Consider the following 24,814-nt stretch of genomic DNA (forward strand, 5'->3'; position numbering starts at 1 on the left):
GCCGCCTATTCGGCGGCCAGACGCGAGATGATCACCGTCACCTCGGGCTTCTTGCCGACCTCCTCCATGGAGACCTGGCGGGTGATCTTGCGGATCGCCTCCTCCAGCCGGTCGTCGTCCCCGACGGTGCGCGCGTCGGCGCGATCGAGGAAACCGGCCAGATCGCTTTCGATGCGCTCCGAAAGCGGCACGCCGGCGCGGCCCCGCCCCGGCAGGCCCGACAGTTCGACCCAGGCATCGGGCAGCGGGTTGTCGTCCTCATCGACGATGATCGAGACCATGGCATGGCCGTTCAGCGCCATGCGGATGCGGTCGCGCACCACCCCGTCCATGGCGCCGATCAGCACCGAACCGTCCAGATAGAGCCGGCCGCTCTCGATGCGCTCGGCAACGCGCGGCCGGCTGCCGGTCAGGTCCAGCATGGTGCCATTGGTGGCGACGGCCGAGGCGATGCCGCGCGCCTCGGCCAGTTGCGCATGTTCGCGCAGATGCATGTGCTCGCCATGCATGGGGATGACGATCTGCGGCTTCAGCAATTCGTGCAGCGCCTCGATGTCGGGGCGGTTGGCATGGCCCGAGACGTGATAGAATCCGTCATCGGCGTCATAAAGCTCGATGCCCATCTCGCTCAGCTGGTTCTGGATGCGCAGGACGCCGCGCTCGTTGCCGGGGATGGTGCGCGAGGAAAACAGGAAGCTGTCGCCCTCTTGCAGGTCGATGCCCAGATAGCGGCCGCGCGACAGCTGCCCGCTGGCGGCGCGGCGTTCGCCCTGACTGCCGGTGACGATCAGCATGACCTTGTCGCGCGCCAGTCCCGCCGCCTCCTCGGGGGCGATCACCGGCGGAAAGCCGGTCAGGATGCCGGTCTCGATCGCGGCGGTGAGCATGCGCCGCATCGCCCGGCCCAGCAGGCAGATCTGCCGCCCCGAGGCGACGCCGGCCTCGGCCAGGGTGCGCAGCCGCGCGATATTGCTGGCGAAGGTGGTGGCCACCACCATCTGCCTTTGCGCCGCGACAAAGTCGCGGATCGGCTCGGCCAGCTGCGATTCCGAACGCCCGGGATGAGTGGCGAAGATATTGGTCGAATCGCAGGCGACGATCCTGACCCCCTCGCCCTCGCGGGCGATCTCGTGCCAGAGCACCGGGTCAAAGCGTTCGCCCACCACCGGCGTGCCGTCCAGCTTGAAATCGCCGGTATGCACGATGCGGCCGGCCGGCGTGTCGATGATCAGCGCCGAGCTTTCCGGGATGGAGTGGCTGACCGGCACGAACTGCACCCGGAACGGTCCGGCGGTGACGGTCTCGGGGCGCGGGGCGTGGATGTGGATCTGCTCGACCGGCTGGCCGGCCTCCTCCATCTTCAGGCGGGCCAAGGCGGCGGTAAAGCGCCGGCAATGCACCGGCTTTTGCAGCCGGGACCACAACAGGCCCAGGGCGCCGATATGGTCCTCATGCCCGTGGGTGATGAAGATCGCCTCGATGCGGTCGCGGTTCTGCTCGAGCCAGGCGATGTCGGCCATGATCAGGTCGATGCCCGGGGCGCTGTCCATGTCGCCGAAGGTCACCCCCAGATCGACGACGATCAGCCTTTCGCGCCCCGGCTCGCCATGGCCATAGACATAGGCATTCATGCCGATTTCGCCCGCGCCGCCCAGCGGCAGATAGATCAGGCGCTCAGCCATTGCCCATCTCCTTGTTGTAATCATGGATCAGCCGCAGGCCGTGCATGGTCAGATCGTCCTCGATCGCGTCGAAGACATCGAAACCCTGCGCGAACAGCGGCGCAAGTCCGCCGGTGGCGACGACCTTCATCGGGCGGGCGCGCTCGGCGCGGATCTTGTCGACCACGCCCTGCACCAGCCCGACATAGCCCCAGTAGATGCCCGACTGGATGCAGGCCACGGTATTGGTGCCGATCACCTTGCCCGGCATGGTCACATCGACATGCGGCAGGCTGGCGGCGCCCATGTGCAGCGCCTCGAGCGACAGGTTCACCCCCGGTGCGATCACCCCGCCGGCATAGGCGCCGTCGCGGTCCACCACGTCGAAGGTGGTGGCGGTGCCGAAATCGACCACGATCAGGTCCGGGCCGTGGCGGTCGAAGGCGCCCCAGGTGTTCACCAGCCGGTCGGGACCGACGGTCACCCCCTCATCCACCCGCGGCGTCACCGGCAGCAGGCAGTCCGGCCGGCCGACGACCAGCGGGCGCGTGTCGAAATAGCGGTTGCACAGCACGCGCAGATTGAAAACCACCCGCGGCGCGGTCGAGCTGATGATGCAATCGGTGATCTGCAGCTCCAGCTTCTGCAACGAGATCAGCGTCGAGAGCCAGACGAAATATTCGTCCGCCGTGCGCCGGTGATCGGTCGAGATCCGCCACATGCCGGCGAATCCCGCCCCGTCCCAGACCGAGAACACGGTGTTGGTATTGCCGGTGTCGATGCACAGCAGCATGGTTCAGCCCCCGAAGAACACGTCGGCGGCGGGCAGGATCTGGCGCCCGGCGGCGCCGCGCAGGATCAGCGCGCCCTGCTCGTCGATGCCCTCGAAGATGCCGTGGCTTTCCGCCGTGCCGGTGCGGGCCACGATCGGCTCGCCCAGTTTCGCGGCGCGCGCCAGCCAGGCGCTGCGGATCGGCGCAAAGCCGTAGGTGTCCAGCTGCGCCTGCCAGCGGGCGAAGGCCGGGGCCAGCAGGTCGAGGAATTCCTCGGGGCTGACGCTGTGGCCGCTTTCGCCGCGGACCGAGACCGGGGCGATGGCGCGGGCCTCGATGCGGCCGGGATCGGGGGCCTCGGCCAGGTTCACCCCGATGCCCACCGCGACGGCCTGCAGATCCGCGCCGGCGCCGGCGCTTTCCAGCAGGATGCCGGCGACCTTGCCGCCGTTCAGCAGCACGTCATTGGGCCATTTGATCGCCAGGCGCACCGCCGGCCCGCAGGCCAGCGCCAGCGCGTCGTAAAGCGCCAGCGCCGCGACGAAGGACAGTTGCGCCGCCGCCAGCGCCCCGCCGCGCGGCCGCAAGACCAGGGTGGCGGCGAAGTTTCCCGCCGGCATCGCCCAGTCGCGGCCGCGACGGCCACGGCCCGCGAACTGTTCGCGGGCCATGATCCAGGCCGGTCCCGAAAGGCCGGGCGCCAGTCTCAGCGCCTCGGCATTGGTGCTGTCGCTGCGGGCCAGCACATGGCGGGCGACGCCCTGGGGCCAGGGATCACTCACCTTGCGCCGGCGCGGCGGCTTGTGCCAGCGGTGCCGAGACCAGCGACTGCGCGGCGCGCCCGGCGGCGGCATCGACCCCGAACATGGTGACCGCGCCCACGACCATGATCAGCGCCGGCACCAGCAATGCCAGATATTGCGCCACATCCATGCGGCTGGTCATGCCGTCGGATTCGCCACCGAAATAGATGTAATAGACGATGCGCAGGTAATAGAAGGCGCCGATGACCGAGGCGATGACGCCCAGCACCGCCAGCCAGGCCATGTTCGCATCGACCGCCGCCATCAGCACCCCGAACTTGGCAAAGAAGCCCAGCGTCGGCGGCACGCCGGCAAGGCTGAACATCAGCACCAGCACCGCCAGCGCCTTCAGCGGTTCGGCATTGGCGAAACGGTTCAGCGAGGCAAGGTCGGTGACCGGCACGCCGTCGCGCTCCATCGACAGGATGAAGGCGAAGGTGCCGACGTTCATGATCGCATAGATGGTCATGTAGATCAGCATGGTCTGCACCCCGACCGCGGTGCCGGCCGCCAGCCCGACCAGGGCAAAACCCATGTGCGAGATCGAGGAATAGGCCATCAGGCGCTTGAAATTGGTCTGGCCGATCCCGCCGACCGCGCCAAGGAACATCGACATCACCGCCAGCGCGGCGATGACCTGGCTCCAGTCGGCGACGACATGACCGAAGGCGTCGAAGACCAGCCGCGCGATCAGCGCCATGGCCGCGACCTTCGGCGCGGTGGCGAAGAAGGCGGTGACCGGCGTGGGCGAGCCCTCATAGACATCGGGGGTCCACATGTGGAAGGGCACCGCCGAGACCTTGAAGCTGAGGCCGAGCAGCAGGAACACCAGGCCAAACAGCATGCCCAGCGACAGATGCCCCGCCTGCAGCGTGGCGATGATGCCGGTGAAGGTGGTGGTGCCGGCAAAGCCGTAGACCAGCGAGGCGCCATAAAGCAGCAGCCCCGAGCTGAGCGAGCCGAGCACGAAATACTTCAGCCCCGCCTCGGAGGAGCGCACGGAATCGCGGCGCATGGCGGCGATGACGTAAAGCGCCAGCGACTGCAGTTCCAGCCCCATGTAAAGCGTCAGCAGATCGCCCGCCGAGACCATGAACAGCATCCCCAGCACCGCAAGCGTGACCAGGATCGGCACCTCGAAGCGCAGCATGTTGCGCCGCTGCAGGTAATCGGCGCTCATCGCCAGCACCGAGGCGGCGGCGATCAGCGTCACCACCTTGGCAAAGCGCGCATAGCCGTCGTTGATGAACATGTCATGAAAGGCGGTGACATCGGCGCCGTCGCCGAAGCCGATCATCGCGGTGACGATCAGCAGCGCCAGCACCGTGGTCCACAGCAGCGTCCGCGCCAGCCTGTCCTTGCCGAAGAAGGCCCCCGCCATCAATGCGGCAAGCACGTAGACGGCCAGCACCACCTCGGGCAGAATGGTCGAGAAGTCGAGCGAGGTCATGGCCGTCCCCTAGTGGCTGGTCTCAGCGGCGGCGGGCGCCACCGGCTGGCTCTGGTTGTAGTCATTGATCAGCGCGGCGACGGCCGGGCCGGTCACATCGGTGACGAGGCGCGGATAAACGCCCAGCAGCAGCGTCATCACGATCAGCGGGATGAATACCCAGCGCTCGCGCGAGCTCATGTCGGTGATCGCCTTCAGGCTTTCCTTCACCAGCTGCCCCATGCTGATGCGGCGGTAAAGCCACAGCGCATAGGCGGCCGACAGGATCACCCCCGAGGTCGCGAACAGAGCCACCCAGGTATCGGCCCGGAACGCGCCCATCAGGGTCAGGAACTCGCCCACGAAGCCCGAGGTGCCGGGCAGGCCGACATTGGCCATGGTAAAGAACATGAACACCGCCGCATAGGCCGGCATGCGGTTCACCAGCCCGCCATAGGCCGCGATCTCGCGCGTGTGCATGCGGTCATAGATCACGCCGACGCAAAGAAACAGCGCCCCCGAGATGAAGCCGTGCGACAGCATCTGGAAGATGGCGCCGTCGATGCCGATCTGGTTCGCCGCGAAGGTGCCCAGTGTGACATAGCCCATATGCGCGACCGAGGAATAGGCGATGACCTTCTTCATGTCGGTCTGCACCAGCGCCACCAGCGAGGTATAGACGATGGCGGTGGCCGACAGCCAGAACATCACCGGCTGCATGATGTCCGAGGCGACCGGGAACATCGGCAGCGAAAAGCGCAGGAAGCCGTAGCCGCCCATCTTCAGCAGCACCGCGGCCAGCAGCACCGAACCGGCGGTGGGCGCCTGAACGTGGGCATCGGGCAGCCAGGTGTGGACCGGCCACATCGGCAGCTTGACGGCAAAGCTGGCCAGGAAGGCCAGGAACAGCAGCATCTGCATGCCGCCCAGCACGGTGACGCCCAGCAGGCGGAAGCTGTCCGAGGGGAAGTCGAACGCCAGCAGCGCCACGATGTCGGTGGTGCCCGCCATGCGATACATGGCGATCATCGCCACCAGCATCAGCACCGAGCCGAGGAAGGTGTAGAGGAAGAACTTGAAGCTGGCATAGATGCGGTCCTTGCCGCCCCAGATGCCGATGATCAGGAACATCGGGATCAGCCCGCCCTCGAAGAACAGGTAAAACAGCACCAAGTCCAGCGCGGTGAACACGCCGATCATCAGCCCTTCCAGCACCAGGAAGGCGATCATGTAGTCCTTGACCTTCACCTCGACATGCCAGGCCGAGAGGATGGTCAACGGCATCAGGAAGGTGGTCAGCAGCACGAACAGCACCGAAATCCCGTCCACGCCCATCTTGTAGCGCAGCCCCATGATCCAGGGCTGGTCCTCGACGAACTGGAAGCCGGTATTGGCCGGGTCGAAACGGAACAGCACGAAGAGCGAGATCACGAAGGTGGCCGTCGTCGCCAGCAGCGACAGCCATTTGGCATTCAGCGCCGTCGCCTCGTCATCGCCGCGCAGGAACAGCGCCATGATGATCGCGGCGACGATCGGCAGGAAGGTGATGATGGAAAGAAGGTTCGTCATGTCAGTGCGCGCCCCGCATCATCACCCAGATCAGAAAGCCTACGATGCCCAGGACCATCGCGAAGGCGTAGTGGAACAGATAGCCCGATTGCACGCGGACCGCCGCGCGCGTTAGCCTCGGGATCAGCCCCATGGAGACCCCGTTGATGGTGCCGTCAATGACGCCGACATCGCCGCCCTTCCACAGCAGGCGCCCGAGGCATTGCGCGCCGCGGACAAAGACGATGTGGTAGATCTCGTCGAAATACCACTTGTTCAGCAGGAACTGGTAAAGCCCCGGCTGCTGCTGCGCCAGGCGCCGCGGCAGCGTCGGATTGACGATGTAGAAGAAGAAGGCGACGACCAGGCCCAGCAGCATGGCGATGAAGGGCGAAACCTTGACCCAGGCCGGGGCGTGGTGCGCGTCGTCCATGATCGTGTTGCCCGGGTGCATGAAGATCGCACCGCCGACCGGGGCCGCCACCGCGGCGTGATCCGCGGCCGGCGCGGCATCGCTGGCGCCATGCTCGGCGGCCGGCGCGGCCACGGGGGCCTCGGCGGTCGCCGGGCCGGCTTCGGGCGCCGGCTCGGCGGTCGCATGCGCACCGGGGATATGGAAAAAGCTGGTCACCTTGTCATGGTCGCCGAAGAAAGGCCCGTACCAGACCATGCCCGAGAATATCGCGCCGATGGCCAGCGCGCCCAGCGGGATGGTCATCACATGCGGGCTTTCATGCGCGTGGTCATGCGCATGATGATCGCCCCGCGGCTTGCCGTAGAAGGTCATGAACATCAGCCGCCAGCTGTAGAAGCTGGTGAAGCAGGCCGCGATCACCAGCAGCCAGAAGGCATAGTTGCTGCCCGCCCAGGCGCTTTCGATGACCGCGTCCTTGGACAGGTAGCCGGCAAAGCCGATATGGGTCAGCGGAATGCCGACGCCGGTGATGGCCAGCGTGCCGATCATCATCGCCCAGAATGTCAGCGGAATCTTTTTCCGCAGCCCGCCGTAATTGCGCATGTCCTGTTCGTGATGCATGGCATGGATGACCGAGCCGGCGCCCAGAAACAGCATGGCCTTGAAGAAGGCATGCGTCAGCAGGTGGAACATCGCCACCGAATAGACGCCCACACCCGCGGCCACGAACATGTAGCCCAGCTGCGAACAGGTCGAATAGGCGATGACCCGCTTGATGTCGTTCTGCACCAGGCCCACCGTGGCGGCAAAGAAGGCCGTGCTGGCGCCGATGATGACGATGATGTTCTTGGCGTCAGGCGCGAATTCGTAAAGCGGCGACATGCGGCAGACCAGGAAGACGCCGGCGGTCACCATGGTCGCGGCGTGGATCAGCGCCGAGACCGGGGTCGGGCCCTCCATCGCGTCGGGCAGCCAGGTGTGCAGCAGCAGCTGCGCCGACTTGCCCATGGCGCCGACGAACAAGAGGAAGCCCAGGATGTTCGCGGCGTTCCAGTCGCGCCACAGGAAGGTCATGCTGGTCTGGGCGATCTCGGGCACCTGCGCGAAGATCTCGTCGAATTTCAGCGAGCCGGTCAGCCAGTAGAGGCCGAAGATCCCCAAAAGGAAGCCGAAGTCGCCGACGCGGTTCACGATGAAGGCCTTCATCGCCGCCTCGTTGGCGCTTTCCTTCTTGTAGTAGAAGCCGATCAGCAGATACGAGGCCAGGCCCACGCCCTCCCAGCCGAAGAACATCTGCAGGATGTTGTCGGCGGTGACCAGCATCAGCATGGCGAAGGTGAACAGCGACAGATAGGCGAAGAAACGGGCGCGATAGGCCTCGTCATGCGTCCAGTTGTCGTCATGGGCCATATAGCCCAGCGAATACATGTGCACGAGCGCCGAGACCGTGTTCACCACGATCAGCATGATCGCCGTCAGCCGGTCCATGCGGATGGCCCATTCGGTGTGGAAATCGCCCGACACCACCCAGTCCAGCACCGGCACCCGATAGGGCGTGCCGTCAAAGCTGAGGAACAGATACCAGCTGATCAGGCAGCACAGGAACAGAAGGCCGGTGGTCAGGTATTGCGCTGCCTTCTCGCCGATGGCGCGCCATCCGAGGCCTGCGATCAGCGCCCCGACCAGGGGCGCAAAAAGGACGATCTTCTCCATGGCCCCTTATCCCTTCATCACGTTGACATCTTCGACCGCGATCGTGCCGCGGTTGCGGAAGAAGACCACCAGGATCGCCAGACCGATGGCGGCCTCGGCCGCGGCCACGGTCAGCACGAACATGGTGAACACCTGGCCGGTCAGATCGCCCAGATGGGCCGAAAAGGCGACGAAATTGATGTTCACCGCCAGAAGCATCAGTTCGACCGACATCAGGATGACGATGACGTTCTTTCGGTTCACGAAGATCCCGAAAATGCCGGTGACGAAAAGTATCGCCCCCACAACAAGATAATGAGTCAATCCGATCATCGTCCTGGTCCCTCCGGGTCGTTCACCCGTTGAATATCCGTTCGCTACATGGGCCGCGCGCCGCGGCCCGAATTGGCTGGCCCGCCCCGGCGGGAGGCGCGGGGCCTAAAGTCCCTGCCCCGGCTTCACATCCTTCAGTTCCATGGTCTTGGCGGGGTCGCGCCACATCTGCTCCAGCACGTTCTGGCGCTTGATGTCGCGGCGGTGGCGCATGGTCAGCACGATCGCCCCGATCATCGCCACCAGCAGCACCAGCCCCGCCATCTGGAACATCAGCTGATAGCGGTCGTAAAGCACCAGCGCCAGGTCGCGGGTGTTCTCGGCCCCGGCGGTGACCGGCGCGGCGCGCAGATCGGCCGCGGTCTCGGCCGGCGTCCAGCCCGAGAATGCGATGCCGAGCTGCGCCAGCAGCACCGCCGCGATCAGCAGCGCCAGCGGCAGATAGCGCGCCAGCTCGCCCCTGAGCTTGGCGAAATCCACGTCCAGCATCATCACCACGAACAGGAACAGCACCGCCACCGCGCCGACATAGACGATGACCAGCAGCATGGCGACGAATTCCGCCCCCTGCAGCACGAACAGACCCGCAGCCGAGAAAAAGGCCAGGATCAGCCACAGCACCGAATGCACCGGGTTGCGCCCGATCACCACCCCGAAGCCCGCGACGCATGCGCTGATCGCGAACAGGTAGAAAGCGAAGGTCATCATTCCTCGTCCTCCTCGGCATAGACGCTCTGGGCGATCTCAAGCGCCTTCTGCATCGCAGGCAGCCCGCCGAACATGCTCATCTGAAAGATCGTCTCGGCGATCTCGCGTTTGGTGGCGCCGGCGGCAAGCGCCTGCCGGATGGTCACGCGCAGCTGCGGCTCGGCGAGGGCGCCCTGGACGGTGATCGCGCCGATGGTCAGCAGCAGCCGCGTCCTGGCGTCCAGCCCCTCGCGGTTGAAGGTCTTGCCGAACCACATCTCCAGCATGTCGGCGGGGATCGTCGGCACCAGCTTTTCCATGGCCCGCATGTCGAAATGCTCAAGCGCCGGGTTGAACGCGCGCGCCATCTCCTGGCCCGAGGCCAGCATCTGCGCAAAAAGCCTGGTGAATGCGTCGGTCATCTGTAGGGCGCGTCCAGTTGCAGGTTGCGGGCAATCTCGGATTCCCAGCGCTCGCCGTTCGCAAGCAGCTTCTGCTTGTCATAGAACAGCTCTTCGCGGGTCTCGGTGGCGTATTCGAAATTCGGCCCCTCGACAATGGCATCGACCGGGCAGGCCTCCTGGCAGAAGCCGCAGAAGATGCATTTCGTCATGTCGATGTCATAGCGCGTGGTGCGGCGCGAGCCGTCGTCGCGCGGCTCGGCGTCGATGGTGATCGCCTGGGCCGGGCAGACCGCCTCGCACAGCTTGCAGGCGATGCAGCGTTCCTCGCCGTTCGGATAGCGCCGCAGCGCGTGCTCGCCGCGAAAACGCGGCGACAGCGGGCCCTTTTCATGGGGATAGTTCAGCGTCGGCTTGGGCGCGACGAAATATTTCATGCCGACCTTGAAGCCGAGGATGAAATCCCACAGCAGGAAATACTTGGTCGCCCGCGCGAAATCGAAGGCCATCTCAGCTCCCCTTCCCACTTGATATGTCAGCCATCAGGCCGTCGTTGATCGCCCGCACCTGAGACGGCAACGTAAAAAGGTCGTAAAGGCCGATCAGGAGCGTCACCAGAAGCGGAAACAGCGTGAACAGGCCGATGACCGTGCAGGCCAGCATCAACATGGCGGTGCCGGTCTTGCCCAGGTAAAAGCGGTGCCCGCCCAGGCTGCCCAGGAAAAACCACAGCAGATAGGCTGTCCCTGTCGATTTGGCCCGGCTCTGGAACTTCATCAGCGCAAGCGTGTCATTGGACACCGGCGATGAGGGCAGGCTTGGATTGGGGTTCGATGTCATCTTCAGCCCCCCACCGCGAAGCGCGCCCAGAAGCCGCCCAGCACCCCATAGCGGGCGAGGATCGCCACCAGCGCCACCCAGCCCAGCGACAGCGGCAGGAACACCTTCCAGCCGATGCGCATCAACTGGTCGTAGCGGTAGCGCGGCACGATCGCCTTGACCATCGAGAACATGTAAAACCAGAACCACATCTTGATGACCATCCACCACCAGCCGTCGGCGATGAAGGGGATGGGCGACAGCCAGCCGCCGAAGAACAGCAAGGACAGCATGGCGCACATCAGATACATGGCGATGTATTCGCCAGCCATGAACAGCAGGTAGGGCGTCGAGGAATATTCGGTCATGAAGCCCGCGACCAGTTCCGATTCGGCCTCGGCCAGATCGAAGGGCGGGCGGTTGCACTCGGCCAGCGCCGAGATGAAGAACAGCACCATCATCGGCAGGTGCGGCAGCCAGAACCAGTTCAGCAGGCCGAAATCGCCGCGCTGCGCCTCGACGATCTCGGTCAGGTTCATCGACCCGGCCGAGATGATGACGCCGATGATGATCAGCCCCATCGACACCTCGTAGGAGATCATCTGCGCCGCCGAACGCAGGGCCGCGAGGAACGGGTATTTCGAGTTCGAGGCCCAGCCGCCCATGATCACGCCGTAGACCTCAAGCGAGGAGGCGGCAAAGATGAACAGGATGCCGACGTTGATATTGGCCATCACCCAGCCCTGGTCGAAGGGCACGGCCGCGAAGGCGAACAGCGCCAGCATCATCGACAGGAAGGGCGCAAGGAAGAACACGAACTTGTCCGCGCCCGCCGGGACGACGATCTCCTTGACGATGAACTTCAGCGCGTCGGCGAAGGTCTGCAGCAGGCCCCAGGGGCCGACCACGTTCGGGCCGCGGCGCATCTGCACCGCCGCCCAGATCTTGCGGTCGCCATAGACCATGAAGATCAGCGATCCCATGACGAAGGCGATGATCGCCAGCCCCTGCAACAGCAGGATGAGCGCGAAACCATAGGGCGAGGCCCAGAATTCAGCCATGATCTTTCGTCCCTCTCCTCACGCCGCGGGAATGCCGCGCGCCTTGCATTCCTGCAAGGTCTCATTCGTTGTCATCACCGTCAGCCCCATCGGCTGGCTGCCCGAAAGCGCAAAGACCGAGCCGACGACGATCTTGCCATCGCGCTTGTCGCGCAGGGTGCGGATGTGGCGGGCATAGGGCGTGCCGTTTGCCTCGGCCCAACTGGCCAGCGCGCATGTGGCATAGGCGAAGGCCGTGTCCGCGTCCACCCCGCCGCGCAGCCTGGCCTGCACTTCCACCAGCCCGTCCGCGCCCTTGCGCGCCGGGCCGATCCCCGCCACGCTTGCGCCGATGAAATCCTTCGGCTCGGCCGCGAAGGCCGCAGGCAGATTCAGCCGCATCGGCTGGGTGCGGGCCTTGAACTCGGCCAGCGCCTTTTCCTGGGCGGTCGGCGCGCGCCGGCGCACCGGCCCCATGTCCGCCATGCCCGACAGGTCAAGCTGCAGATTGGCGTTCAGCGCCATCAGATCCGCCTCGCTGACCGCGAAGGCGTCGCGGCCCGCGGGTGAATCGAGCTTCATCTCGGTCACCGAACCGTCGGGTTCCAGGATCAGGATCTCGCCGGACTTGGTCGAGATGCGGCCGCGGGTCAGTATCTTCTTGTCGGGCGCGCCGGCATCGCTTTGCAGCACCGCCACGCCCAGCTCGTCGGGCTTGGGCTGCGGGCGCGAATCCACACCGCCCGCGCCGCAGCCCGCCAGCAACGCCGCGGCGCCCATCCCGGTCAGCAGTGCAAGCCGGCCCATCCGCATCACCGTCACTCCGCCGCCAGCGCCTGGCCGTTGCGAGCGGCCGCCATCGCCGAAAGTTCCCCCATCAGCGGCGAGGCGCGCGCGACGGGGTTCGTCAGGTAGAAATCCCGGATCAGCGGCCGGAAGTCGGCGCTGCCCAGGTCCAGCCGGGTCAGCGGCGTCCAGGCGTTTTCCGGCACGCGGTCGATCTGCGCCAGATGCGGCACCGCCTCGACCAGCTTGCGGCGCAGGCCGGCAAGGCTGTCCCAGGGCAGGGTCGCGCCCAGTTCCGCCGAAAGCGCGCGCAGGATCGCCCAGTTCTCCTTGCCGTCGCCGGGGGCGAAATTGGCCCGCATCGCCAGTTGCGGCCGGCCCTCGGTGTTCACGAACAGGCCGTTTTCCTCAGTATAGCAGGCGCCGGGCAGGATGATGTCGGCCCGGTGCGCGCCGCGGTCGCCATGGCTGCCCTGATAGATCACCAGCGGGCCGGCGGCGATGTCGACCTCATCGGCGCCCAGGTTGTAGATCACCTCGGCGCCGTCGATGGCGGCCAGCAGCCCGCCCTCGGTCACCGCACCCACATCCATGGCACCGACGCGGCTGGCAGCGCTGTGCAGCACCAAAAGCTTCGAGCCCGTCGCCTCGCACAGCTTCATCGCATGCGCCAGCACCGCCTCGCCGTCGGCCTCGCGGATGGCGCCCTGGCCAATGATGACGATGCTGGGCTCGGCGCGGGCGGCGTCGGTGACCTCAAGCCCCGAGAGCCTGGCCAGCGCCGCGCGGTCGTTGCCCAGATGCGTGACCTCATAGGTCAGATCGGCCAGATCGCCCACCAGGCTGACGCGGGCGCCGCGCAGCCAGGCCTTGCGGATGCGCGCGTTCAGCACCGGTGCCTCGTCGCGCGGGTTGGTGCCGATCAGATGGATCATCGCGGCATGGTCGATATCCTCGATCCGGGCCGTGCCGACATAGGCCGAGCGGTTGCCCGCCGGCAGGCGCGCGCCATCGGTGCGGCATTCGACCTTGCCGCCCAAGCCTTCGACCAGCTGTTTCAGGCTGAAGGCGGCCTCGACCGGCACCAGATCGCCGATCAGGCCGGCCAGCTTGCGGCCCTTCATCGCCGTCGCGGCGGCCTCCAGCGCCTCGGGCCAGGTCGCGGCGCGCAGCCGGCCGTTTTCACGGATATAGGGCTTGTCCAGGCGCTGGCGGCGCAGCCCGTCCCAGATGAAACGGGTCTTGTCGCTGATCCATTCCTCGTTCACACCGTCATGGTTGCGCGGCTGGATGCGCATGACCCCGCGGCCCTTGGTGTCGATGCGGATCGACGAGCCGAGCGCGTCCATCACGTCGATCGATTCGGTCTTGGTCAGTTCCCAGGGCCGGGCGGTGAAGGCATAGGGTTTCGAGGTCAGCGCGCCCACCGGGCACAGGTCGATCACATTGCCCTGCAGATTCGAATCCATCACCGCGCGCAGCGCGGCATGCACGGCATCCTCGCCGTCGATAGGCAGCATCTCATTGGCATAGGTGGTGACGCGGGTATCCTCGCCGCGGCCCAGCGTGCCCATGTCGTTCAGGCCCGCCACCTCGGTGGTGAAGCGGATGCAGCGCGTGCAATAGATGCAGCGCGTCATCGTGGTCGAGATCAGCGGCCCGATGTCCAGATCGGGCAGGGCGCGCTTGGGCTCGCGAAAGCGCGAGAAATCGACGCCGTAGGCCATGGCCTGGTCCTGCAGGTCGCATTCCCCGCCCTGATCGCAGATCGGGCAGTCCAGCGGATGGTTGATCAAGAGGAACTCCATCACCCCCTCTCGCGCCTTCTTGACCATGGGCGAGTTGGTGCGAATCTCGGACGGCGCGCCATCGGGGCCGGGGCGCAGGTCGCGCACCTGCATGGCGCAGGAGGCGGCAGGCTTGGGCGGGCCGCCCACCACCTCGACCAGGCACATGCGGCAGTTGCCGGCGATCGACAGCCGCTCGTGATAGCAAAAGCGCGGGATCTCGATCCCCGCCTGCTCGCAGGCCTGAATCAGGGTCAGGTTCGGATCGACCTCGACAATCACATCGTCGATCTTGAGCTTGCGAAGATCTGCCATCTTGTCTTTCCTTATTCCGCACGGAACGGCGTCATGCCGGCGCCCTGCCGGTCGCTGTCCGCGCGCTGTGAATGCTGGCCGAAGGCTGGCCGGGTGGGGGCTGGCCGGGTTTCGTCTTGCACCGGGTTCTGCATGCGCATGTGTTCCATCACGGCACCCTGACAAAGGCGCCATGCGCGACCTCGACGATCCGCTCTCCCCGGCGCAGGACCGCGGTCATCGCGTCCCTGCCCGGCTGGAAGGTCACGGTCGCCCGGACGGGCTCGGCACTGTTGTAGAACTGCAGGCGGTTGGCCGCGGTGGTGAAACGGCTGCCATCGGGGCGCGAACAGGTGATCTCGGCGCCGGCGGCATTGCCGGTCACCCGCAGCACCGGCTTGCCCACCAGGTCGCGGCTTCGATGCACGCGCACCCCGGGCCCGCTGGCGTCGCAGCTCAGATCCGCCGGGGCGAGCAGGTCGAAATCCAGGAAGAACTTCTGCGCCGTGGGCGCGAAGGGCCGCGAAGGCTCGCCGGCAAAGCCGTCGGCGGCGATCATCGCCAGCGCCGAAGCCGCCATCAGCGCGATCGCGATCGGGTTCAGCCAGCGCTTCATTTCGCCACCAGAAGGCTGCCGATGATGCTGTTGTTCGCGATCTCCTGCCTTCCGAGGCGGCAGAAGCTTTCGGGATCGTCGGCCCTGGCACCCTTGCGCGCCAGATAATCCTCGGCCACGGCATAGACGCGGGCCTTTTCCGACTTGTCGTCCAGAAAAGCGTCGATCTGCGCCGCGCTGTAGCCCTTCTGCTCGGCATAGCGGCGCAGCTTGCGCGCCTCGCCATAGGCGAACAGCAGGCGGCCGTTGATCGTCGGGCAGGTCCGGCGGATGCGGTCGGCGATGCGCGCCGCGATCAGCCGGTCGTTGATGTGCTTTTCAGCCGACAGCGGTTCAAGTGCCGCGGCGGGCACGGCCAGCAGCGCCACCAGCAACGCCCCTGCCCCGGCCCCGCGCAGGCGCAGCCCGCCCCGGGGGGGGATGCGTGTCGCCATGCTGTCGGGGCGCCGGACCATATGTGCCTACTCCGCCGCCAGGGCGCCCATGCGCCCGCTGCGCTTGGCCTTGATGCGGTCCTCGATCTCCTCGCGGAAATTGCGGATCAGACCCTGGACCGGCCAGGCGGCAGCGTCGCCAAGGGCGCAGATGGTGTGGCCCTCGACCTGCTTGGTCACGTCGAACAGCATGTCGATCTCCTCGACCTCGGCCTCGCCGCGCACCAGGCGTTCCATGACGCGCATCATCCAGCCGGTGCCCTCGCGGCAGGGCGTACACTGGCCGCAGCTTTCGTGCTTGAAGAACTTGGACAGACGCCAGATCGCCTTGATGATGTCGGTGTCCTGATCCATCACGATCATGCAGGCGGTGCCGAAGCTGGATTTCAGCTCGCGCATGCCGTCGTAATCCATGATGGCGTTTTCGCATTGCGCCGCGGTCAGCACCGGGCAGGAGGCGCCGCCGGGGATCACCGCCTTGAGGTTCTTCCAGCCGCCGCGCACGCCGCCGCCATGCTTTTCGATCAGCTCGCGCATGGGGATCGACATGGCCTCCTCGACCACGCAGGGGGTATTGACGTGGCCGGTCATGCCGAACAGCTTGACGCCCGCGTTGTTCGGGCGGCCAAAGCCCGCGAACCATTCGCCGCCGCGGCGCAGGATGGTCGGCACCACGGCGATCGATTCGACATTGTTGACCGTGGTCGGGCAGCCGTAAAGCCCCGCGCCCGCCGGGAAGGGCGGCTTCATGCGCGGCATGCCCTTCCTGCCCTCGAGGCTTTCCAGCAGCGCGGTTTCCTCGCCGCAGATATAGGCGCCGGCGCCGTGGCTGAGGAACAGGTCGAAATCCCAGCCCGAGCCGGCGGCGTTCCGGCCCAGCAGCCCCGCGTCATAGCATTCGTCGATGGCGGCCTGCAGGGCCTCGCGCTCGCGGATGAACTCGCCGCGGATGTAGATGTAGGCGGCATGCGCGCCCATGGCAAAGCTGGCGATCAGCGCGCCCTCGACCAGCGTATGCGGGTCGTGGCGCATGATCTCGCGGTCCTTGCAGGTCGCGGGTTCAGATTCGTCGGCGTTGATCACCAGATAGGCCGGGCGGCCGTCGGATTCCTTGGGCATGAAGGACCATTTCATCCCGGTTGGGAAACCCGCGCCGCCGCGGCCACGCAGGCCCGAGGCCTTCATCTCGTTGACGATGGCATCGCGGCCGCGCTGGATGATGCCGGCGGTGCCGTCCCAGCAGCCACGCTTCTTCGCGCCGGCAAGGCTGCGGTCGCCCATGCCGTAGATGTTCGTAAAGATCCGGTCCTGATCGTTCAGCATCGTCTTATCCTTGTCCCTGCGAGGACGCATTGCGCCGCCGCCAGATCCGCCAGGTCACCGTCAGCGACCAGATCAAGGCCCCAATCGCCAGAAGATCGGCGAGAAAGGCGTATTTCGCGGGCCAGCCCATCTGGCCCCCCAGCCATTGCACCGCAAGCCACAGCAGCATGGTCGCGGCGATCACCGCCGCCGCCAGCCGCGCCTGGCCCGCATCCGCGACCGCAACACCCTGTTCCTTCGGGCGGCCCATCAGCCCGCCCCGCCCCCGTCATGACGGCGCGAATGCGCCGTCTCGCCGCCCGCGGCCAGAAGCTGCGCCTGGCCCACCCAGTCCTCGGCCTCGATGCGCCCGCCAAGCCGCCCGAGGCGCTGCGCCACATCGGCGACCGCCCCGGCATCCCAGGCGGCGATCTGGGCAAAGCTGGTGATGCCATTGTCGCGCAGCCAGTCCGAGATCTTGGGGCCGACGCCCTTGATGCGCTGCAGATCGTCGGCGCCCGGCGCGGGTTCCTCCGCCCAGCCCGCCGGCAGCGTGCCGGCGACGATGGGCAGCCGCGGACCGGACTGCGCCGGCCGGGGCGCCGCGGGTGCCGGCGCGGGCGCGGCGCGCTGCGTCGCCTGCCATTCCTCGGGCGTGGTGCCGACCACCGGACCGGGCAGCGTCGCGTCCGCAGGCACGCGCCGCAGCAGCCAGCCCAGGGTCGCGCCGATGAACCAGGTGGCGATGGCGCCGAGAAACAGCCCGCCCAGCATCGAGGTGCTGCCGATGCCGGCGCTGAACAGCAGCACCAGCACCCCGGCGATCCCCGCCAAGATCCAGCAGGTCCTGTCCAGATCCGCCTGTCCCATGGCCATCATCCCTTCCCCGCTCAGGCGTTCTGGCGCGCGGCAAGCCACGGCGTCGAGAGCGGAACTTCGGATCCGTCGATGCGCTTGATCGTGTCGCCAAGCTTCAGCGCCCGGCCGACGCTGCCGTTATGGCTTTCATCGGTGCCCTTCAGATGCGCCAGCGCCACCGGCCCGCCCAGCGGCTCGGCGGCGAAACGGCCGTTCTGCGGCCCGGGCACCGGCACCTCGCCAGCGGCAAAGCGGTCGATCAGCGCCGAGAGCTTTTCTGCGGTCAGGTCCTCGTAGAAATCCTTGCCCACCTGGATCATCGGCGCATTGGCGCAGGCGCCGAGGCACTCGACCTCTTCCCAGCTGAAGCGGCCATCGGCCGACAGCATGTGCGGATCGGCGGCGATCTTTTCCTTGCAGACGCGGATCAGATCCTCGGCGCCGCAGATCATGCAGGTCGTGGTGCCGCAGATCTGGATATGCGCCACGCTGCCCACCGGCGAGAGCTGGAACATGAAATAGAAGGTCGCCACTTCCAGAGCGCGGATATAGGGCATGCCCAGCAGGTCGGCGCAATATTCGATGGCGGGACGGCTCAGCCAGCCCTCCTGTTCCTGCGCGCGCCACAGAACCGGGATGATCGCGGATTGCTGGCGGCCTTCCGGGAACTTGGTCATCTGGCCGCGCGCCCAGGCGAGGTTCGCGGCGGTGAATTCAAAGGATTCAGGCTGGATGGGGGACAGACGGCGGAACATCAGCGGTCAACCTCTCCGAAAACGATGTCGAGCGTGGCGATGATCGCCGGGACATCCGCCAGCATGTGGCCCCTGGACATCCAGTCGATGGATTGCAGATGCGCGAACCCGGGGGCGCGCAGTTTGGCGCGCCAGGGCCGGTTGCTGCCGTCGGCCACCATGTAGACGCCGAATTCGCCCTTGGGGGCCTCGACGGCGGCATAGACCTCGCCGGCGGGAACCTTGAAACCCTCGGTGTAAAGCTTGAAGTGGTGGATCAGGCTTTCCATGTCGCGCTTCATCTCGCCGCGCCGGGGCGGCGTCAGCTTGCCGCGCGCCAGCACGTCGCCGGCGGGTTCGGCCCGCAGCTTCTTGATCGCCTGCAGCATGATCTTGCACGATTCGCGCATCTCGGCCATGCGGCACAGGTAGCGGTCATAGCAGTCGCCGTTCTTGCCGACCGGGATCTGGAAGTCGAATTCGTCATAGCATTCATAGGGCTGGCTGCGGCGCAGGTCCCAGGCCAGGCCCGAGCCGCGCAGCATGACGCCGCTATAGCCCCAGTCCAGCGCATCGGCCTCGGTGACGATGCCGATATCGACCAGGCGCTGCTTGAAGATGCGGTTTTCCGTCAGCAGCACGTCGATGTCGTCGACCAGCTGCGGAAAGCGGCCGCACCATTCCTCGATGTCGTCCAGCAGGTCGGGCGGCAGGTCCTGATGCACGCCGCCGGGCCGGAAATAGGCGGCATGCAGCCGCGCCCCGCAGGCACGCTCGTAAAAGATCATCAGCTCTTCGCGGGCCTCGAAGCCCCAGAGCGGCGGCGTCAGCGCGCCCACGTCCAGCGCGCCGGTGGTGATGCCCAGCAGATGGTTCAGGATACGGCCGATTTCCGAATACAGCACCCGGATCAGGCTGGCGCGGCGCGGGATGGTCGTGCCGGTCAGGCGCTCGATCGCCAGGCACCAGGCATGTTCCTGGTTCATCGGCGCGACGTAATCCAGCCGGTCCAGATAGGGCAGATTCTGCAGATAGGTGCGGCTTTCCATCAGCTTTTCGGTGCCGCGATGCAGCAGGCCGATATGCGGATCGGCGCGTTCGACGATCTCGCCGTCCAGTTCCAGCACCATACGCAGCACGCCATGCGCGGCCGGGTGCTGGGGACCGAAGTTGATGTTGAAGTTGCGGATGCTCTGCTCGCCGGTCAGGGCGTCGGTCAAGCCGTCGTCATAGCTGTTCTTGCGGATGTCGCCGTCCATGGTCAGCCCTCAAATCCCTTGCCTGGCACGCAGACGGCGCTGCGCAGCCGCGATCATTTCTTTGCCTCGGGCGCCTTCTCGTCGCCCGGAAGCACGTATTTCGCACCCTCCCAGGGCGAGAGGAAGTCGAACTGGCGGTATTCCTGCACCAGGTTAACCGGCTCGTAGACGACACGCTTCTCGTCGTCGTTCCAGCGCACCTCGACATAGCCGGTGGTCGGAAAGTCCTTGCGCAGCGGATGGCCGCGGAAACCGTAATCGGTCAGGATGCGGCGCAGGTCACCGTGGCCCGAGAACAGGATGCCGAACATGTCGAACACCTCGCGCTCATACCAGCCAGCGCCGGGGAACACCCCGGTCAGGCTGGGCACAATCTCGTCCTCGCGCACCTGGACCTTCACCCGGATGCGCTGGTTTTGATACATCGACAGCAGGTGATAGACCAGGTCGAAGCGCGCCGGGCGGGCGGGATTGTCCACCGCCGTCAGGTCGATCAGCGTCGAGAAGCGGCAGTTCGCATCGCTGCGCAGGAAATCGATCAACCCGACCACGCCCGACAGCGTGGCGTTCACCGTCAACTCGCCAAAGGCGACCGCGGTCGAGATCACGTCATTGCCGCGCTTCAGGGCGATATGCTCGGCCAGTTCCAGAAGGGCCTCGTCAGACATGGCTCACCTCACCAGCGTGCCGGTGCGCCGGATGCGGCGCTGAAGTTGCAAGATGCCGTAAAGCAGCGCCTCGGCGGTCGGCGGGCAGCCCGGGACATAGATGTCCACCGGAACCACGCGGTCGCAGCCGCGCACCACCGAATAGGAATAATGGTAATAGCCGCCGCCATTGGCGCAGCTGCCCATCGAGATGACATAGCGCGGCTCGGGCATCTGGTCATAGACCTTGCGCAGCGCCGGTGCCATCTTGTTGGTCAGGGTGCCGGCGACGATCATCAGGTCGGACTGGCGCGGGGATGCGCGCGGCGCGGTGCCAAAGCGTTCGAGGTCATAGCGCGGCATCGCGGTATGCATCATCTCGACCGCGCAGCAAGCCAGGCCGAAGGTCATCCAGTGCAGCGAGCCGTTCCTCGCCCAGTTGATGATGTCCTCGGTCGTGGTCAGCAGGAAGCCCTTGTCCTGCAACTCGCGGTTCAGCTCGGCCGTGGCATATTCACGGTCCGCGCCGGCCGTATTGGCACCGGTCATCACGCCCATTCCAGCGCCCCCTTCTTCCATTCATAGGCGAAGCCGACGGTCAGCACGCCCAGGAACACGAACATGCCCCAGAAGGCCACATCCGACAGCGTGGCAAAGCCGGTCGCCCAGGGAAACAGGAACGCCACCTCGAGGTCGAAGATGATGAACAGGATCGACACCAGATAGAAACGCACGTCGAATTTCATCCGCGCATCGTCGAAGGCATTGAAGCCGCATTCATAGGCGCTGACCTTTTCCGGGTCCGGGTTGCGCACGGCGATCACCGCCGCCGCCAGAATCAGGACCAGGGCGAGGGCCGAGGCCATTCCCAGAAAAACCAGGATCGGCAGGTATTCTTGCAGCAGATATTCCACTGAATCGGGCTCCCTTTCGCTCGCAAGAGCCCGAGTGGCGCCCGCGATGGGTTTGGCTTAGGCCCGTTTAGCCTTGGACGCGCAATTGGTCAACGGTGCGACCCCAAGTCGGACCGCCCCCGAGGACCCCCTTGCCCGGTTCTATCGCCCGTCATTTCCTAGTGTTTTACTGGGTCTTTCGGCGCGTAACAAGGGCCGGCCCGGATGTCGCTCCGCCCCTGCCGCAGCGCCGCTCGGCGCAGCCGGAACCGCGCCCGCAGGCCGCAACTGGCCGGGCTGCGACGAAAGGCCGCGCCGGCGGCGATCACTCGGCGGCGCGCTGCCGTGTTGCCGCCAGCAGCGGCGCCAGATAGCGTCCGGTATGGCTTTCCGCCACGCGGGCCACCGCCTCGGGCGTGCCGGTGGCGACGATGCGCCCGCCGCCGTCGCCGCCCTCGGGGCCGATGTCGATGATCCAGTCGGCGGTCTTGATCACATCCAGATTGTGCTCGATCACCACCACCGTATTGCCCTGATCGACCAGTGAATGCAGGACCTCGAGCAGCTTGCGCACATCCTCGAAATGCAGGCCCGTGGTCGGTTCGTCCAGGATATACAGGGTCTTGCCGGTCGCCCGCCGCGACAGTTCCTTGCTGAGCTTCACCCGCTGCGCCTCGCCGCCCGAGAGTGTCGTCGCCTGCTGGCCGACCTTGATATAGCCAAGCCCGACCTCGACCAGCGCATCCATCTTTTCGCGGATCGAGGGCACGGCGCGGAAGAATTCCTGCGCATCCTCGACGGTCATATCCAGCACATCGGCGATGGACTTGCCCTTGAACAGCACCTCCAGCGTCTCACGGTTGTAGCGCTGGCCCTTGCAGGTCTCGCAGGTGACATAGACATCGGGCAGGAAATGCATCTCGATCTTGATGACCCCGTCGCCCTGGCAGGCCTCGCAGCGCCCGCCCTTGACGTTGAAGCTGAAGCGGCCGGGCTTGTAGCCGCGCGCCTTCGCCTCTGGCAGGCCGGCGAACCAGTCGCGGATCGGGGTGAAGGCGCCGGTATAGGTGGCGGGATTGCTGCGCGGCGTGCGCCCGATCGGGCGCTGGTCGATGTCGATGACCTTGTCGAGCAGTTCCAGCCCCTTGATCGTTTCGCAAGGCGCCGGGGTCTGGCGGGCGCCGTTCAGCCGCAGGCTGGCGGTCTTGAACAGGGTCTCGATCGTCAGGGTGGACTTGCCGCCGCCCGAGACGCCGGTGACGCAGACGAACCTGCCCAGCGGAAATTCGGCCGTGACATTTTTCAGATTGTTGCCGGTGGCGCCGACGACCTTCACCGCCTTGCCATTGCCCTTGCGCCGTTCCGCCGGCAGCGCGATCTCGCGCGCCCCGGACAGGTATTGCCCGGTCAGGCTGCCGGGATCGGCGGCGATCTCGGCCGGCGTGCCCCGGGCGACCACCTGCCCGCCATGCACCCCCGCCCCCGGCCCCATGTCAAAGACATAGTCCGCGTGGCGAATCGCGTCCTCGTCATGCTCGACCACGATGACCGAATTGCCCTGGTCGCGCAGCCCTTTCAGCGTCGCAAGCAGGCGGTCGTTGTCACGCTGGTGCAGCCCGATCGAGGGCTCGTCCAGCACATAAAGCACGCCGGTCAGCCCCGAGCCGATCTGGCTCGCCAGCCGGATCCGCTGGCTTTCCCCGCCCGAGAGCGTGCCGGCGGCGCGCGACAGCGTCAGGTAATCGAGGCCCACATTGACCAGAAATCCCAGCCTTTCGCGGATTTCCTTCAGGATGGCGGCGGCGATCTCGTTCTTCTGCCGGCTCAGATGATTGGGCGCGTCCCGCACCCAGGCCAGCGCCTCGCGGATCGACAGTTCGGTGACATTGCCGATATGGTGGCCCGCGATCCTGACCGCCAGCGCCTCGGGTTTCAGCCGATAGCCGGCGCAGGCGCCGCAGGGGCGGTTGTTCTGATATTTCTCGAATTCCTCGCGCACCCAAGCCGAGTCGCTTTCGCGCAAGCGCCGCTCCATGTTCGGGATCACGCCCTCGAACTGGCGGCTGACCTCATAGACGCGGCCGGCATCGTCAAAGCGGAAGGGGATCTGATCCTCGCCCGAGCCGCGCAGGAACATCTCGCGCACCGTCTCGGGCAGGTCCTTCCACGGGGTCTTCTTGTCGAAACCATAGAATTTCGCCAGCGCGTTCACGGTCTGGGTCAGATAGGAGGATTTCGACTTGGCCCAGGGGGCGATCGCGCCCTGGGCCAGCGACAGCGCCTGATCCGGCACCACCAGCCGGTCGTCGAAGAACAGTTCGACCCCCAGCCCGTCACAGGTCGGGCAGGCGCCGAAGGGCGCGTTGAAAGAGAAAAGCCGCGGCTCGATCTCGGGGATGGTAAAGCCGGAAACCGGGCAGGCGAAATTCTCGCTGAAGGTCAGTCGCTCTGGCTCGCCCGCAGCGGGCGCGGTTTCCAGCAGCGCGATGCCGTCGGCCAGATCCAGCGCGGTGCGGAAACTGTCGGCCAGCCGCGTCTGCATGCCCTCGCGCACCAGGATGCGATCCACCACCACGTCGATATTGTGGCGGAACTTCTTGTCCAGCACGGGCGGATCGTCCAGATCGTGGAAGGCGCCGTTCACCTTGACGCGCTGGAAGCCCTGCTTGCGCAGTTCCAGGAACTCCTTGCGGTATTCCCCCTTGCGGTCGCGGATGATCGGGGCCAGCAGATAGGCGCGCGTGCCCTCGGGCAGGTCCATCACCCGGTCGACCATGTCCTGCACCTGCTGCGCCTCGATCGGCAGGCCGGTGGCGGGGGAATAGGGCGTGCCGGCGCGGGCAAAGAGCAGCCGCAGATAGTCGTAGATCTCTGTCACCGTGCCCACGGTCGAGCGCGGGTTCTTCGAGGTCGTCTTCTGCTCGATCGAGATCGCCGGGGACAGGCCGCTGATATGATCCACATCCGGCTTGCCCATCATGTCGAGGAACTGCCGCGCATAGGCCGACAGGCTTTCGACATAGCGTCGCTGCCCCTCGGCATAGATGGTGTCGAAGGCCAGGCTGGACTTGCCCGAACCCGACAGGCCGGTGATCACCACCAGCCTGTCGCGGGGAATGTCCATGTCCACATTCTTCAGATTGTGTTCGCGCGCGCCGCGAACCTCGATGAACTTCTGTTCCATCGCGTCAGTCCTGATCACGTCCTGATTCCGCCAAGCGCATCAGATAGGCATGAAAACGGAAATGGCAACCGCAAACGGAACATCGCGCGAACATTGGCGTCGGGATCGGCCAGAAAAAGGCGTTGCCGGTCGCGGGTCCAGTTGGCTCCCGATGGCGCTTCAGACTGACCTGCGCGGCAAAGGCACGGGACTCGGGCCCGGATGGAGCCCGGGCTTTCCGTGGCGCCGTCATCCCCCCATGCACGGAATCGAGGCTCAGCGCCACGGATTCCAGGCGCTGCAGGGCCTGGCCTCGGACACATCATCGATGCGCGACAGCACTGTGGCCCAACCGGTCCAGGCGCCGTGTCCCGGGTGATGGTGTAGGAGGCCGCGCGCGGAGCCCCCGGCGTAGCGCAAGCCGCGCGGGCGGGCGCGAC

General features: G+C 66.1%; 24 protein-coding genes and 1 pseudogene. All 25 read right to left on the reverse strand.

Features of this window, described 5'->3' with window-relative positions; all coding sequences use genetic code 11:
- Positions 1 to 5: 5 nt before the first annotated feature.
- The 25 genes and pseudogenes from WMK75_RS07890 to uvrA all read right to left on the reverse strand — a co-directional run bounded on the left by WMK75_RS07890 (position 6) and on the right by uvrA (position 24,395).
- Entirely contained in the window at positions 6 to 1,682 is a 1,677-nt protein-coding gene (locus tag WMK75_RS07890) for a ribonuclease J (RefSeq protein ID WP_347267129.1), read from the reverse strand.
- On the reverse strand, positions 1,675 to 2,454 hold the full coding sequence (locus WMK75_RS07895) for a type III pantothenate kinase (RefSeq protein WP_347267130.1): 780 nt from the start codon (positions 2,452 to 2,454) through the stop codon (positions 1,675 to 1,677). Before WMK75_RS07895 ends, WMK75_RS07890 begins: the two co-directional genes overlap by 8 nt.
- Positions 2,455 to 2,457: 3 nt before the next feature.
- On the reverse strand, positions 2,458 to 3,216 hold the full coding sequence (locus tag WMK75_RS07900) for a biotin--[acetyl-CoA-carboxylase] ligase (protein WP_347267131.1): 759 nt from the start codon (positions 3,214 to 3,216) through the stop codon (positions 2,458 to 2,460).
- On the reverse strand, positions 3,209 to 4,687 hold the full coding sequence (gene nuoN / locus WMK75_RS07905) for an NADH-quinone oxidoreductase subunit NuoN (protein ID WP_347267132.1): 1,479 nt from the start codon (positions 4,685 to 4,687) through the stop codon (positions 3,209 to 3,211). The genes WMK75_RS07900 and nuoN overlap by 8 nt, the downstream gene beginning before the upstream one ends.
- 9 nt (positions 4,688 to 4,696) lie before the next feature.
- Complete coding sequence (locus WMK75_RS07910; protein WP_347267133.1) at positions 4,697 to 6,235, reverse strand: NADH-quinone oxidoreductase subunit M; 1,539 nt, start codon at positions 6,233 to 6,235, stop codon at positions 4,697 to 4,699.
- A gap of 1 nt (position 6,236) precedes the next feature.
- Entirely contained in the window at positions 6,237 to 8,342 is a 2,106-nt protein-coding gene (gene nuoL, locus WMK75_RS07915; RefSeq protein ID WP_347267134.1) for an NADH-quinone oxidoreductase subunit L, read from the reverse strand.
- Positions 8,343 to 8,348: 6 nt separating this feature from the next.
- The gene (gene nuoK / locus WMK75_RS07920; protein WP_347267135.1) at positions 8,349 to 8,654 is read right to left on the reverse strand and encodes an NADH-quinone oxidoreductase subunit NuoK; all 306 of its coding nucleotides are present in this window, start codon (positions 8,652 to 8,654) and stop codon (positions 8,349 to 8,351) included.
- Positions 8,655 to 8,759: 105 nt separating this feature from the next.
- On the reverse strand, positions 8,760 to 9,362 hold the full coding sequence (locus WMK75_RS07925; RefSeq protein ID WP_347267136.1) for an NADH-quinone oxidoreductase subunit J: 603 nt from the start codon (positions 9,360 to 9,362) through the stop codon (positions 8,760 to 8,762).
- On the reverse strand, positions 9,359 to 9,763 hold the full coding sequence (locus WMK75_RS07930; RefSeq protein ID WP_347267137.1) for a carboxymuconolactone decarboxylase family protein: 405 nt from the start codon (positions 9,761 to 9,763) through the stop codon (positions 9,359 to 9,361). The genes WMK75_RS07925 and WMK75_RS07930 overlap by 4 nt, the downstream gene beginning before the upstream one ends.
- Positions 9,760 to 10,251 carry an NADH-quinone oxidoreductase subunit NuoI gene (nuoI, locus tag WMK75_RS07935; protein ID WP_347267138.1) on the reverse strand — a complete coding sequence of 164 codons (492 nt, stop codon included), beginning with the start codon at positions 10,249 to 10,251 and terminating at the stop codon, positions 9,760 to 9,762. The genes WMK75_RS07930 and nuoI overlap by 4 nt, the downstream gene beginning before the upstream one ends.
- Position 10,252: 1 nt before the next feature.
- Positions 10,253 to 10,582 carry a TM2 domain-containing protein gene (locus WMK75_RS07940; protein ID WP_347267139.1) on the reverse strand — a complete coding sequence of 110 codons (330 nt, stop codon included), beginning with the start codon at positions 10,580 to 10,582 and terminating at the stop codon, positions 10,253 to 10,255.
- A 2-nt stretch (positions 10,583 to 10,584) separates the two neighbouring features.
- A complete protein-coding gene (gene nuoH, locus WMK75_RS07945; RefSeq protein WP_347267140.1) occupies positions 10,585 to 11,622 on the reverse strand; it encodes an NADH-quinone oxidoreductase subunit NuoH in 1,038 nt (345 codons plus the stop codon).
- A gap of 18 nt (positions 11,623 to 11,640) precedes the next feature.
- Entirely contained in the window at positions 11,641 to 12,408 is a 768-nt protein-coding gene (locus tag WMK75_RS07950) for a hypothetical protein (RefSeq protein ID WP_347267141.1), read from the reverse strand.
- Between the two features lie 11 nt (positions 12,409 to 12,419).
- Positions 12,420 to 14,489 carry an NADH-quinone oxidoreductase subunit NuoG gene (nuoG, locus tag WMK75_RS07955; RefSeq protein ID WP_347267142.1) on the reverse strand — a complete coding sequence of 690 codons (2,070 nt, stop codon included), beginning with the start codon at positions 14,487 to 14,489 and terminating at the stop codon, positions 12,420 to 12,422.
- 148 nt (positions 14,490 to 14,637) lie between these two features.
- Positions 14,638 to 15,084: a hypothetical protein gene (locus WMK75_RS07960; RefSeq protein ID WP_347267143.1), complete on the reverse strand. Its 447-nt coding sequence runs from the start codon at positions 15,082 to 15,084 to the stop codon at positions 14,638 to 14,640.
- A complete protein-coding gene (locus tag WMK75_RS07965; RefSeq protein ID WP_347267144.1) occupies positions 15,081 to 15,539 on the reverse strand; it encodes a DUF5333 domain-containing protein in 459 nt (152 codons plus the stop codon). The genes WMK75_RS07960 and WMK75_RS07965 overlap by 4 nt, the downstream gene beginning before the upstream one ends.
- 6 nt (positions 15,540 to 15,545) lie before the next feature.
- Positions 15,546 to 16,841, reverse strand: a complete 1,296-nt coding sequence (nuoF, locus tag WMK75_RS07970; RefSeq protein ID WP_347267145.1) for an NADH-quinone oxidoreductase subunit NuoF — start codon at positions 16,839 to 16,841, stop codon at positions 15,546 to 15,548.
- A 4-nt stretch (positions 16,842 to 16,845) separates the two neighbouring features.
- Positions 16,846 to 17,091: a DUF5337 domain-containing protein gene (locus WMK75_RS07975; RefSeq protein WP_347267146.1), complete on the reverse strand. Its 246-nt coding sequence runs from the start codon at positions 17,089 to 17,091 to the stop codon at positions 16,846 to 16,848.
- Entirely contained in the window at positions 17,091 to 17,690 is a 600-nt protein-coding gene (locus tag WMK75_RS07980; protein ID WP_347267147.1) for a hypothetical protein, read from the reverse strand. Before WMK75_RS07980 ends, WMK75_RS07975 begins: the two co-directional genes overlap by 1 nt.
- A gap of 41 nt (positions 17,691 to 17,731) precedes the next feature.
- A pseudogene (nuoE, locus tag WMK75_RS07985) lies at positions 17,732 to 18,433 on the reverse strand (NADH-quinone oxidoreductase subunit NuoE); the annotation flags it as partial.
- The gene (locus WMK75_RS07990; RefSeq protein ID WP_347267148.1) at positions 18,433 to 19,671 is read right to left on the reverse strand and encodes an NADH-quinone oxidoreductase subunit D; all 1,239 of its coding nucleotides are present in this window, start codon (positions 19,669 to 19,671) and stop codon (positions 18,433 to 18,435) included. The pseudogene nuoE and the gene WMK75_RS07990, both read right to left, overlap by 1 nt.
- Positions 19,672 to 19,724: 53 nt before the next feature.
- Positions 19,725 to 20,339 (reverse strand): NADH-quinone oxidoreductase subunit C, encoded by a 615-nt coding sequence (locus WMK75_RS07995; RefSeq protein WP_347267149.1) that lies wholly within the window; start codon positions 20,337 to 20,339, stop codon positions 19,725 to 19,727.
- A 3-nt stretch (positions 20,340 to 20,342) separates the two neighbouring features.
- Positions 20,343 to 20,876: an NADH-quinone oxidoreductase subunit B family protein gene (locus tag WMK75_RS08000; RefSeq protein ID WP_347267150.1), complete on the reverse strand. Its 534-nt coding sequence runs from the start codon at positions 20,874 to 20,876 to the stop codon at positions 20,343 to 20,345.
- On the reverse strand, positions 20,867 to 21,232 hold the full coding sequence (locus WMK75_RS08005; protein ID WP_347267151.1) for an NADH-quinone oxidoreductase subunit A: 366 nt from the start codon (positions 21,230 to 21,232) through the stop codon (positions 20,867 to 20,869). Before WMK75_RS08005 ends, WMK75_RS08000 begins: the two co-directional genes overlap by 10 nt.
- 304 nt (positions 21,233 to 21,536) lie before the next feature.
- The gene (gene uvrA, locus WMK75_RS08010) at positions 21,537 to 24,395 is read right to left on the reverse strand and encodes an excinuclease ABC subunit UvrA (protein WP_347267152.1); all 2,859 of its coding nucleotides are present in this window, start codon (positions 24,393 to 24,395) and stop codon (positions 21,537 to 21,539) included.
- Positions 24,396 to 24,814 lie beyond the last annotated feature (419 nt).

It is taken from the genome of Paracoccus sp. (in: a-proteobacteria), assembly GCF_039808215.1.
Taxonomy (GTDB): domain Bacteria; phylum Pseudomonadota; class Alphaproteobacteria; order Rhodobacterales; family Rhodobacteraceae; genus Paracoccus.